This is a genomic window from Marinobacter panjinensis (assembly GCF_005298175.1).
GTDB classification, from domain to species: Bacteria; Pseudomonadota; Gammaproteobacteria; order Pseudomonadales; family Oleiphilaceae; genus Marinobacter; species Marinobacter panjinensis.
The window spans coordinates 412,196-424,100 of the sequence record NZ_SZYH01000001.1 but is presented as its reverse complement, the minus strand read 5'-3'; the positions used below and the strand labels follow the sequence as shown (position 1 = coordinate 424,100).

Genomic DNA, 11,905 nt, shown 5'->3' with positions numbered 1-11,905 from the left:
ACCCTCTCATCCCTTGAATTCAGCCTGACTGAGTCGCTCTCAGCCATGCCGGGACGTTATGCCGAGAACTTCCAGAACGGCGTTCTCAGACGCTGCTCAACAACTTCGGGCGGGTAGCCAACGTCCTTGAGAAGGCGTGGCTCCATGGTCAGGACAAGGTGGAGGAAGTTACGCTTCATTCTCCATCCTTTGTATAGTGATGCTGCTCTGCTCATTTCAATCATCCACTCATAGGTACGAACAAAAGGGGTAAACCGTAACCGGTCTTTGTTAGTTACCTATGTTATGGATAATGCCTTCCCGGCCCCATACTTGGAAACCACTATTCAGCCTCATTCAGGGGCCCGGAAGCCTAATGACTTATACCTATCCTGCGCCGTTGGACTTGTTCACGAGCGTTTTGTAGAGGTCATCTTTCAATTGCAGGCGTTTCTGTTTCATGCGGTGCAGTTTGTCATCACCTATCGGTGCATCGCGGCGCTCGAGCCCCTCGATTTCCTGGTCCAGCTCTGCGTAATGCCGAAAATGTTCCTTGAACGTCAGGTCGTTCTCTTTTAACTCGTCGATCAGTTCCCTGAATTGCGGGAATTCGTTGTGAAGCTCGTGGTTGGAAATGCCCATTACCTCGTCTCCTTCTTGTCGCAGAGTGGTTAGTCAGAATGCCATTCCTGCTCGGGATTTGTGAACAGCCGAACAGCTGATTTTCAGGAAATCTACAAATCCGAATCCAGTGGCTCCAGGCCCAGGGACTGCTTGAAATCCCTGTATTTATCGCGGTAGACGATCGCCCCCAGCGCCATGGCGGCCTTGGTGGCCATGCGATCAAAGCTATCACGAATCAGGCCGGGAATGTTTGTTTTCAGCCTTACACTGGCGGTCTCAATCAGCACGGCGCCCATGACCAGCAAGGCGTCAATGCGCCGGTTGTCGCGGTCTCCATCCATGATGTGACGCGCAAGGGCCTTGGCATCGCCCAGTATTACGGTTTCCTCATCGTTCAGGCTTGCGCCATCAAACTCCATAAAGCTCTGGTAGCGCCGTGCCCGCTTCAGCATGAAGGCTTCCTTCACCGCCGGGTCCGGTTCATCGGCCGTTGGGCGGGTATTCAGCAAGCCGTGCAAGCGGAAATCGACCTCGCCTGCCGCTCGTTTCTGTTCGAATACCTGTTTTATGTCGGCGCGGGCAATGCTGGAGGTCGTTTCCATGGCTTCGGCAATGACTTCGTCAAACGTGGTCTTTTCGACCACATCCAGCACCCTTCGAATCGTGTGAATGGACTTCATCAGCTCTGGCCAGAGCCGGGGATCGGCCTGCCCGGGTTCGTCCGGAAGCCGTGCTTCAATAGCGCGGGCGCTGAAAAATGCCTTTTCTACATCACGGCCGGCGACACCGGGCTCGTTAGCAACCCATTTGACGCCATAGTCGTTGAGGTCTTCAATCAGGCTAGAGGTGAGAATTAACAGGTAGTACTTCATGCCGAGGGGAAGGTCTGTCACCAGCAGCTCTCCTTCACAACAGGGATTCCTTTATACAGGTATAGCTGATTATGGCCTGACTACCAACGTTGCATTCAGCCCACTGCTCTCGCCTTTGACAAACCGCTAATAGCTGGGAGCGATCAATAAGGTATAGGATGATTGAAAGAATCTGGACATTGACCTGTTTACCCGAGGACTATGGCACATGACGTACGCGCGAATTGTCGGCACGGGCTCCTACCTGCCCGAAAATGTCATGACGAACGAAGACATGGAAAAGATTGTCGACACCAGCGACCAATGGATTCGTGAGCGTACCGGAATCGAGCAGCGGCACATCGCCGTGGAAGGCGAAACCACCGTTGATCTGGCCGAAAAAGCCTCCCGACTGGCGATTGAAGCCGCTGGCCTGAAGCCCGACGACATTGATCTGATCATCTTCGCCACGTCCACACCCGACAAGATTTTCCCGAGCTCAGCGTGCATCCTCCAGGCCCGGCTTGATATCCATGGTTGCCCGGCCTTTGATATCCAGGCGGTGTGCAGTGGCTTCGTGTATGCCCTGTCGATCGCCGACAAGTTCGTCAAAACCGGTAGCAGCAAGCGCGTCCTGGTGGTGGGTGCGGAACTGTTTTCCCGCATTCTGGACTGGGAAGACCGCGGCACCTGCGTGCTCTTCGGCGACGGCGCCGGCGCGGTGGTGCTGGAGGCCAGCGAAGAAACCGGCATCCTGTCCACACACATTCATGCCGATGGCAAATACGAAGACCTGCTTCATGTTCCCTTCGGCATTGGCGATGGCTTCGACCAGGTTCGCGCTGGCAAGGGCCATGTGCACATGAAGGGCAATGAGGTCTTCAAGATTGCCGTGAACACCCTTGGCAGGATTGTGGATGAAACCCTGGAAGCCAACCAGATGAAGAAGTCAGACATTGACTGGCTGGTGCCCCACCAGGCCAACCTGAGGATTATTTCCGCCACGGCCCGCAAGCTGAACATGTCCATGGACCAGGTGGTGGTCACTGTCCACAAGCACGGCAACACCTCTGCCGCCTCTATTCCCCTGGCGCTGGACGCCGCCGTTCGCGACGGGCGTATCAAGAGAAACGAAGTGCTCCTGCTGGAAGCCTTTGGCGGCGGCTTCACCTGGGGCTCAGCGCTGATCCGTTTCTAAAATGATCATTCTGACTACTCCCATTGGAGGGTAAAGCCAACTACCCGAGGGACAACCACCCGTATACTCTGTCAGGAACCCTGAAACCTGCTAAAGGGAAGCTTTCATGGCTGACAGCGCCAGTGGCAAGACACCCTCCGTGGTCATTATCGGCACAGGCTTTGGCGGCCTGTGTATGGCCATTCAGCTCAAAATGGCGGGCATCAACGCATTTACCATGCTGGAGAAGGCATCCGGTATTGGCGGCACATGGCGGGACAACACCTACCCCGGCGCCGCCTGCGATGTGCAGTCCCACTTCTACTCGTTCTCCTTCGAACCCAAGCACGACTGGTCCAGGAAGTTCGGATTGCAGCCGGAAATTCTCGGCTACATGCAGCACTGCGTGGACAAATACGGTCTGGCTGAACACATCCGTTTCAACAAGGAAGTCGCCACAGCCGTGTTTGACGAAAGCACCAACACCTGGACGGTCACAACCACGGATGGCGACTCGCATACCGCCGATATTGTGGTAACCGCCACTGGCCAGTTGAACCAGCCCGCCTGGCCAGAGATTCCGGGCCTCGAAAGCTTTACCGGCAAGATGTTCCACTCCGCGCGCTGGGATCACAGTTATGACCTGAACGGAAAGAAGGTTGCGGTGGTCGGCACCGGCGCAAGTGCTATCCAGTTTGTGCCGGAAATTGTGCCGAAGGTGCAATCCCTCAGCCTGTTCCAGCGCTCCGCCGCCTGGGTACTGCCAAAACCGGACCGGCCCTTTTACCGATGGGAGCAGACGCTGTTCCGTAAGATTCCGGCCTGGGACCGCTTTTACCGGTACCTGATTTACTGGAAGAACGAAAGCCGCGCCCTGGCCTTTACCCGCTTCAACAGCCTGCTTGAGATATTCGCCTGGCAAGCGAAGCGCTTTGCCAGAAGCGAGGTTCGCGACCCGCACAAGCTCAGGCATCTGATCCCGGATTACAAGATAGGCTGCAAGCGGATCCTGATCTCCAACGACTGGTATCCGGCTGTGGATCAACCCCACGTAAACCTTGTCACCACCGGCATCGAACAAGTCGTGGAAGACGGCATTGTGACCTCCGACGGCGCCTTACATAAAGCAGACGCCATTATTGCCGGCACCGGCTTCGCCGCCTCTGAATTCCTGTCGCCCATGGAAATCACCGGGCGTAGTGGCGTGTCACTGAATCAGGCCTGGGCCAATAGCACGGAAGCCTACAAAGGCATCACCGTTTCAGGCTTTCCCAACCTGTTCATGCTCTACGGCCCCAATACCAACCTCGCCCACAACAGCATTGTCTATATGCTGGAGTCCCAGGTTCGCTACGTGCTCAGCTGTATTGACACACTACAGGCGCAGCCGGGCGTCGCCATGGATGTGAAACCGGACCGGCTCCGGGATTTTTCCGCCACTATCCAGCAGAAGCTTCAACACAGCGTCTGGGAGTCCGGGTGTCAGTCCTGGTACCTGGACAAGAACGGCAAAAATACCGTCAACTGGCCCGGTTTTACGTTCACCTACCGCAAGGCCACCCAGCAGGTAGACCCTGACGACTACGAGTTTCTCCAACCCTCGCAATAACAGCCTGCTGCGGCCCAGCATTTGACAGCGCCAGGATATTCATAGGATGATTGGATCATCAGCTGTCAGGATCTTAAACATGAAACTCGCAAGAATTACCAGAGGCTCTCTGGTCGAAACGGCCATCGAGAGCCTTCGCCACGCCATCGAAGACGGTCACTGGGCCATAGGTGCCCGCCTCCCCGTGGAAGCAGACCTGTCGGAATCGCTGGGTGTCAGCCGTAACACGGTTCGGGAAGCGGTCCGGGTACTGGTTCATGTGGGCATGCTGGAAACCCGCCAGGGCGACGGTACCTACGTTCGGGCTACAAAAGATGCCGGAGAAACCCTGCGACGAATCGGCCGCTCTGAATTGAGAGACAAGCTGGAAGTGCGCATCATGCTGGAAACGGAAGCGGCGAAGCTGGCAGCGAAGCGTCGTGATTCGAAGGATATGGAGAGGATGACCCTTGCCCTGGATAACCGGGCAAAGGCCGGTGACATGATCGAGGACCGTATCCGCCATGATCAGGCCTTTCACACAGCATTGGTAGCCGCGTCCCACAACCCTGCCCTCACCGAGCTGTACGATTATTTTGCCCATGCGGTCGCGCTGACCATCGAGCAGACAGAACTGGACTCCGAACTCCCCGAGCCTTCTCAGGAAGATCATGAGTTGTTACTGGCGGCTATCCGGCGGCAGGATGAGACAAAGGCAGAAGCACTGGCCAGGGCTCTGCTGCAACCAAGCCTGGACGCCCTGGGAAGCCGGCTGCCATGAAATTCCGCCTCGACACCTTCACCAGCCTGCTGCTTGGCGCCATTGTTCTGGCCACTTTCCTGCCCGTTCGTGGCGATGCCGCCGACGCTCTGGCAACCGCCGGCACCGTGGCGGTTGCGCTGCTGTTCTTCCTGCACGGTGCGGCACTGTCCCGCGAGCAGATTGTCGCTGGCGCCACCCATTGGCGACTGCACATCATTATTACCGCGTTTACCTTCGTATTCTTTCCGCTGGTGGTGCTGCCCATTAATGAGATCAGCCGCTTTGCACCGAGCTGGATGCCGCCGGACCTGGGTCTGGGCTTTCTCTATCTGGGGGTCTTACCATCCGCGGTGTCTTCTTCCATCGCCTACACCGCAATGGCAAGAGGCAACGTTCCTGCCGCAATCTGCAGCGCTGCTGCGTCCAATGTATTCGGTATGATGCTGACGCCGTTCCTGCTGCTATTACTCGTGAGCACGTCCGGTGATAGCAATTTCTCGGTGGCCGAAGCGCTCCGCGACATCGTGATTCAGCTGCTACTGCCATTCGCAGTCGGCCATGGACTGCGACCGTGGCTGGGCGGCTTCCTGGCACGCCACGAGACCCTCACTTCCCGCTATGACCAGTGTGTGATCTGGCTGATCGTCTATTCCGCCTTCTCGCACTCGGTTGCCAGCGGCCTCTGGCAAAACCTGCCGCTGAACGCCATCCTGCTGGCGATAGCACTGTGCTTTGCACTGCTCGGGTTCTTTATGGTGATGGCGATGTTTGTGGTTCGCAGGCTCGGGTTCAGCCTGGAAGATGAAGCCGCGGTGGTGTTCTGTGGTTCCAAGAAAAGCCTGGCGTCAGGCCTGCCCATGGCGAAGGTGTTGTTCTCCGGGCATCCCGGGTTCGGCATGATTGTGCTGCCGATTATGTGCTACAACCAGATTCAGGTCATCGTCGGTGCCATGCTGGCACAAAAATACCGCAGCAAGATCGAGGCGGCGTCAGCCACCTCCGCCCATTCCACTGAATAAGGTCGCCAGGATTGCCAGGCCTACAATCCAGCCGATGACCGCTGGCCAGAAGTTGACCATCTGGGGCGGCAACTCTTCCTGGGGCCCCTGGTCTGCACCGGATCTATCGGAAAAAGTTTCATCTTCTGCCTGGAGTTCAGGCGTATCGCGGAGGCTGTACCAGTCAAACCAACCTGCCAGAAACTCCACCACAGGCGCCGGGAACGTGCCATTCTCGGCCATCGGCCGTACCTGCTGTTCCAGGGCGCGGCCTATTTCTTTCCTGATCCGGGGCTGATCCGCTGGCGGCTCACCAAGAATGGCCTTCCAGATTTGCGGGTCACTGCTGCGGCGGGAATCATTGAGCAGGGCGCGGATCTGAATCACCACTTCCCGCACAATCTGCTGTTCAGACGCATCCAGCTCGGCCGGTTCGGCCTGCTCCGAAGCCTGGTTTGCCTCTTCCCTTTTTTCCGGTTCGACCCCGGACACGACAGACTCGCCGCCAGTGGCTTCACGATAGGCCTGACGCAAGCGTTCCAGCTCCTCCTCAGAAGCAAACTTCTCCTGCCGCTCGTAGGCGGCATCAATCCGGGCCCGGTCACGGGTGGGCTCTATGCCCAATATTTCCCAACAATTCATAGAGTTACAACTCATTCAGTGTAAAATCATTACATTTTTGAGAGACAAATGTAATCTCGTCACTTAGGATAAAGGTAGAGCAGTTAATAAAAAAAAGTCCAACACTCGGCAAAGTATAAAACGACACCCATGTCCGTTACGAACTATCCCTTTAAAAATCCGGAGCTTCCCGGGCGTTCCCGGATGTGTCTTCGCCTGATTCCCATCCTGTTGGCTGGCGTCATTGCCACCGCTACAACGGCGGAAGCAGAGGACGATATTCCCGAAACCTATGACCTGACGGCCCTCAGTGACGCCCCTGAAGCCTTTGAAGCGGGCTCGGCTATTCCCGAAGTTCTGACCACTACCCGGCTCAGACAACCGAAGTCCCGGGTTCCTGGCACAACCACCATCATTACCGGAGACATGATCCGGGATCTCGGCATCATGAACCTGGTCGAGGTTTTCCGCCTGGTACCAGGCATGACAGTAAATTCGGTAGGCAGTAACCAGCCGGTTACAAGTTACCACGGAACCGTACACTATGAGCAGCGCCGGCTGCAGGTTCAGATTGACGGTCGCACCGCCTATACCCCCAGCCTGTCGGACATGGACTGGAATTCCATGCCGGTGCCGCTGGAACTGATTGAGCGGATTGAGATCAGCCGCGGCCCCAACAGCGCAGCCTATGGCATCAACGCATTCCTGGGCACCATCAACATCATTACCCATGCGCCCGAGGGCACCGCTGGCGTTAAACTGCGCGCCATCTCGGGTTCGCGGGGCTACCGTCGGGCATTCGGCTCTGTGGGCGACGCCATTGACGACTACAAGTGGCGTCTGGCCTATGAAAAGCGAAGGTCAGATGGCTTCGATGAGCAGGTAGACGACAACAAGGTCTACCCGTTTCATGACGGGTACGATATGAACACGTTCAATTACGACAGCAATCTTGTTTTCAGCAACGACTATGATCTCGATTTCAGAGCCGGCATTGTCGATGGCGTGGACGAGGAAGACGCGCGCAAAACCGGCAAGCTGGGTGCGGACCGGGACCCTGATATCCTGGTTGACGACTATTACCTCCAGACACGGCTGAACGTTACCACCTCGGAACGCCACTTCTACCATGTTCAGGCGTCGTTCCAGAATTACGATCGCAGGCAAAGGTGGACCATCTGCATTCCCCAGGACCAGTTCATCGACATTCGTGATCCGAATACACCAACCCCCGAGCTCAGGGCATGTGAACCGGGCGATACCGATCCCTTCAAGGCCAACCTGAATGAGGATACTGAAGAGTCCCGCCTGGAGTTCGAGATTCAGGATACCATTCTGTTCAGTCCGGACCTGAAACTTGTCTCCGGTCTGGGCTACCGCAAGGATACCTATCGGTCCGAGACATTTTTTAACGGCCGCGGCAATAACTACCAGTCGCGGGTATTCGGCAACCTCGAATACTCACCTTTTCGCTGGCTAACGTTGAATTCCGGTGGCAACTGGGAGAAAACAACCACAACGGATGAGGTGTATTTCTCCCCGCGACTTGCTGCAAACTTTATCCTCTCGAACAATCATACCCTGCGTTTCGTCTACTCCAGGGCTGTCCGGACACCGGATGCCTTCGAGCAGAATCCGGACTGGTCCTATCGCGTCAGAAACGTCCGGCCGCCCTTCGAGGCCGCGGAAGGCCAGAGGTTCCTTGTGGAAGACCTGGTAAATCCCGCTACATCCACGCTTGGCAAGACACTTGAAGAAGAGCGCATAACATCACGGGAAATAAGCTATTTCGGCCAGTACTACCTCGACTCATCTATTGTTTCTCTGGAGGTCCGGTACTTTAACGATCAACTCAGGGACATGATCAGTGGCATTATTAATGAAGAGGACTGGACCATTGATAACAATGTCGCACTGGATCAGAAGGGTTTCGAAGTAGAAGCATCCCTGGATTTCCCGGGCACCAAACTCCGCGTGACCTATGCTTACCTGGATCAGGACGGACGCTACACCGGGGAAAATGACCGTGATGCCGGGGACAAACAATACGCCATCGATCTGCTGGGGCGGCTATCTGTCCGGCACTCGGGAAGCTTCGCGTGGATTCAGGACTTGCCGTTTGACCTGACCTCCTCGGCCGCTTTCTATTTTGCCGACGAATTCCGCCGTTCCCAGTTCGAACGGGCCGATTTCCGGCTGGCCCGGCAGGTTTTTCACACCGGCTACAGTTACGAACTGGCGTTAACCATGCAACACTATCTGAACACGGACCCGACTCTCAGCCCGGACAACATTATCAAAGATCACAATCAGTTCTTCGTTGAAGCGGGCGTAAGATTCTGAAACAACACGGACGTCATCAGACCCCGGATGGTATGAAAGCACCAGATAACCCGAACAACCCGGCAAGAACAGCGTCGCCTGTAACCAGATGGTATCTGGTTATCCTTGCCCTTTTTCTGGTTGTCACGCCACCTCATCCTGCAGTCGCTCAATCCGACACCGGTGCACTGGTCTACCTTGCCGGGTCCGCGAATAATGCCCTGAACCGCCGCATGCTATCCCTGCTTGAAGACGCACTGGGAAGTTCAACGGTTATCCGGGCTTTCAGCCGGGGGCAAACCTCCCAGGATACGACAACGCCCGTTATTGCCCTTGGCGCCGAGGCCTTTACCCGCGTTCGTCAGGAGGACAAACGCGTACCTATCCTGGCACTGCTCGTGGATGAGACATTCATCGACGGCTATGCCGATCGCTCCGGTGGTTCCATCTCTGGCATTCTTTACAACCCTCCCCTTCTGCGGCAGGCCATAGCCGGCGGGGTCATTCTGCCGCAAGCCACCCGGGTGGCGATGTTGGCACGCCCTGATACGGTTGAAATATATGAGCCGGTAACGGAACAGCTTCCCGACTATGGAATGGAGGGCAAAATATTTGTTGTCACTTCCGATGACAAGCTGATACCAACTCTGATCCGGGCGCTGAGCTACGGGGATTTCATTCTCGCTGCGCCTGACAGCAGCATCTACAACCCGAGAACCATCAAGCACATCCTGCTCACAGCTTACCGGCGCAACCGGATTGTCATTGGCCCGAGTCAGGCTTATGTAAAGGCGGGATCACTGGCGTCCACCTACACACCCCTGACCCGGATTGCTGAACTGGCAGCGGACTACATCGAAGATTACCGGGCCAGCGGCCAGTTTCCTGCGCCAGCTTATCCGGAAAACTTCAGTATCGATCTGAACCTGCAAGTGGCGAGATCCCTGAATATTCCGTTGCCTGACAGGCAGGACATTATTACATCGGTAATGGAGCAGCTTGCCGGGCCCGAGGAGGCTGCTGATGAATAAGCAACCAGACGTGCAGCAGGCCCCGCTTTCCAGAAAGCTTCTGCTGTTGGGGGCCGCGCCGGCGATCGTCATGTTCGTTGTACTTATGGTGTTTTTCACCTCGGCACGGCTCGATGATGCCCGCAAGGATCTGGCCGATAGCAGCCAGATGCTGGCTGACAGCCTTGCTCCTGCTGTTGAGTACGCGGTGGTATCCGGCAACACCGCAGCCCTTGAGCAGATTCTCTCGCAATCGCTGCGCCGCAGCCGGGCACAATGGATCAGGGTGTCCAACCTGATGGGTGACGAGGTCGGTTTTGTGTCTACCGAACAGCCGCTAAAAACAACGCCGGACGAAACCTTCGATGTGTTCGAATCGGAAATTCTGCAGCAGCCAGTAGATCTGGGTGGAGACCGCGAGACAGAGTGGTTTGAACCGGATTATGGGTTCGGCGCCGGCGCCCTGAGGGTGGGCACCGTTCAGGTTGGTGTTAACAAGGAACAACTGGCTGCACGTCGTCAGGACATCCTCTGGACATCGCTTGCCGTTGGCTTTTCACTGCTGCTGTTTACGTTGCTGATCGTAAACCACTCCCTCAACAGCATCATTTTTCCCATTCGCGGTCTCTCCAGGCGGGTGACGAAACTGACCAACCGGGAGTATGAAGAAGTTCCGGTCAGCCGCACCGGCACTACCCGTGAAATTCGCGAACTGGAAGAAAGCCTGAACTCGCTGGCCACCCATCTGAGAACACTGAAGCAATCGAGGGACGAGACACTTGCCTCGACAGAGAAAGCCAGGGAGCGGGCAGAACTGGCCAACCGGTCGAAATCAGAGTTCCTGGCAACCATGAGCCATGAACTGCGCACCCCTCTCAACGGCGTGCTGGGCATGATTGAACTGGTCACCGAGGAACCACTGAGCCCTCGCCAGATTGATTATCTGAAAACCGCACGCCAGTCCACCGAGGACCTGCTGACCGTTATCAACGATATTCTGGATTACTCCCACATCGACCGTGGAACGCTGGAACTGGACAGCCGTGAATTTGACCTGCAACAGCTGATCACCAACTGTACGGCAAGCTATCGTCACATTGCCGAACAGCAGGGCCTGACACTATCCACCAAGTTCGTGGGGGAATGGCCAGACCATCCCCTGGTGCTTGGCGATGCCTCCAGACTGCGACAGATCGTCGCCGGGTTGATTGATAATGCCATCAAATTTACTGGCGACGGCTTCATCAACGTTCAGGCCGACTGGTTCTCGCTGGAGGAAAACTGCGTTGTCCTGAAATGCACCGTAACCGATTCCGGTTGCGGCATTCCCGTTGAACGGATTCACGATATTTTCAACTCCTTCGAGCAGCTGGAAACCGGTCATTCCAGGCGTTACGGTGGAACCGGCATGGGACTCTCCCTGGTGCAACGGCTGGTGGAGCTGATGGGCGGCCACGTAGAGGTGGAAACCGACCTTGGCAAGGGCTCCTCGTTCCGTTTCGAATTGCCGTTTGAGCTGGCAACCCCGCCAGCCTCAGCCCTCCCCAGAGATCCGGGCCCGCTGATAACCGGGAAAGGCAAGGCCCGGGCGCTGGTAGTGGAAGACAATATGGTCAATCAGCGGGTTGCTACTGCCCTGCTCAGGCGCCTGGGATTTGAAGCCGATGCCGCGATCAATGGTGAGGAGGCTCTGGAGCTGGTACAGACCAACCACTCCGGCTATGACGTGATTCTGATGGACTGCCAGATGCCGGTGATGGACGGGTACGAAACCACCCGCTGCATCCGGGAGTGGGAAAAGAGTAACGGCCAGGGTGGTACCCCGATCATTGCGCTCACCGCTGACGCACTGCCGGGCACCGAATCGACCTGCCGCGAAGCGGGAATGAACGATTACCTCTCAAAGCCGGTCAGAAAAGAAAACCTGAGACAGGTGCTCAGCCGCTGGATACGGATGTAAACAGCGGCCTAA

Annotated in this window: 11 protein-coding genes; 7 read left to right on the top strand and 4 right to left on the bottom strand. The window is 56.4% G+C overall.

The genetic code is table 11. The features are described 5' to 3' along the window. Positions 1-56 precede the first annotated feature (56 nt). The 3 genes from FDP08_RS20570 to FDP08_RS01930 form a co-directional block, all read right to left on the bottom strand. Positions 57-179, bottom strand: a complete 123-nt coding sequence (locus FDP08_RS20570) for a hypothetical protein (protein ID WP_257791946.1) — start codon at positions 177-179, stop codon at positions 57-59. 187 nt (positions 180-366) lie between these two features. Beyond that, entirely contained in the window at positions 367-621 is a 255-nt protein-coding gene (locus tag FDP08_RS01935) for an HP1242/YdcH family protein (protein WP_137434355.1), read from the bottom strand. A gap of 92 nt (positions 622-713) precedes the next feature. Beyond that, positions 714-1,496: a hypothetical protein gene (locus tag FDP08_RS01930; RefSeq protein ID WP_137434354.1), complete on the bottom strand. Its 783-nt coding sequence runs from the start codon at positions 1,494-1,496 to the stop codon at positions 714-716. 187 nt (positions 1,497-1,683) lie between these two features. Here FDP08_RS01930 and FDP08_RS01925 point away from each other — a divergent pair, with 187 nt between their 5' ends. The 4 genes from FDP08_RS01925 to FDP08_RS01910 all read left to right on the top strand — a co-directional run bounded on the left by FDP08_RS01925 (position 1,684) and on the right by FDP08_RS01910 (position 6,001). Beyond that, a complete protein-coding gene (locus tag FDP08_RS01925) occupies positions 1,684-2,652 on the top strand; it encodes a beta-ketoacyl-ACP synthase III (protein ID WP_137434353.1) in 969 nt (322 codons plus the stop codon). A gap of 106 nt (positions 2,653-2,758) precedes the next feature. Then, positions 2,759-4,240 carry a flavin-containing monooxygenase gene (locus tag FDP08_RS01920; protein WP_137434352.1) on the top strand — a complete coding sequence of 494 codons (1,482 nt, stop codon included), beginning with the start codon at positions 2,759-2,761 and terminating at the stop codon, positions 4,238-4,240. Between the two features lie 79 nt (positions 4,241-4,319). Next, on the top strand, positions 4,320-5,000 hold the full coding sequence (locus FDP08_RS01915) for a FadR/GntR family transcriptional regulator (RefSeq protein WP_137434351.1): 681 nt from the start codon (positions 4,320-4,322) through the stop codon (positions 4,998-5,000). Then, positions 4,997-6,001, top strand: a complete 1,005-nt coding sequence (locus tag FDP08_RS01910; protein ID WP_137434350.1) for a bile acid:sodium symporter family protein — start codon at positions 4,997-4,999, stop codon at positions 5,999-6,001. The genes FDP08_RS01915 and FDP08_RS01910 overlap by 4 nt, the downstream gene beginning before the upstream one ends. Here the strand turns inward: FDP08_RS01910 and FDP08_RS01905 are convergent. Beyond that, on the bottom strand, positions 5,972-6,622 hold the full coding sequence (locus FDP08_RS01905; protein WP_137434349.1) for a J domain-containing protein: 651 nt from the start codon (positions 6,620-6,622) through the stop codon (positions 5,972-5,974). The genes FDP08_RS01910 and FDP08_RS01905 overlap by 30 nt on opposite strands. Before the next feature lie 183 nt (positions 6,623-6,805). On the opposite strand from FDP08_RS01905, the gene FDP08_RS01900 reads away from it, so the two are divergent. From FDP08_RS01900 to FDP08_RS01890, 3 genes are read left to right on the top strand one after another with little or no spacing between them, the layout of a single operon-like run. Continuing rightward, a complete protein-coding gene (locus FDP08_RS01900; RefSeq protein ID WP_137434348.1) occupies positions 6,806-8,944 on the top strand; it encodes a TonB-dependent receptor plug domain-containing protein in 2,139 nt (712 codons plus the stop codon). A 32-nt stretch (positions 8,945-8,976) separates the two neighbouring features. Then, complete coding sequence (locus tag FDP08_RS01895) at positions 8,977-9,954, top strand: ABC transporter substrate-binding protein (RefSeq protein ID WP_228263209.1); 978 nt, start codon at positions 8,977-8,979, stop codon at positions 9,952-9,954. Beyond that, positions 9,947-11,893 (top strand): HAMP domain-containing hybrid sensor histidine kinase/response regulator, encoded by a 1,947-nt coding sequence (locus FDP08_RS01890; RefSeq protein ID WP_137434347.1) that lies wholly within the window; start codon positions 9,947-9,949, stop codon positions 11,891-11,893. The genes FDP08_RS01895 and FDP08_RS01890 overlap by 8 nt, the downstream gene beginning before the upstream one ends. Positions 11,894-11,905: the final 12 nt, after the last annotated feature.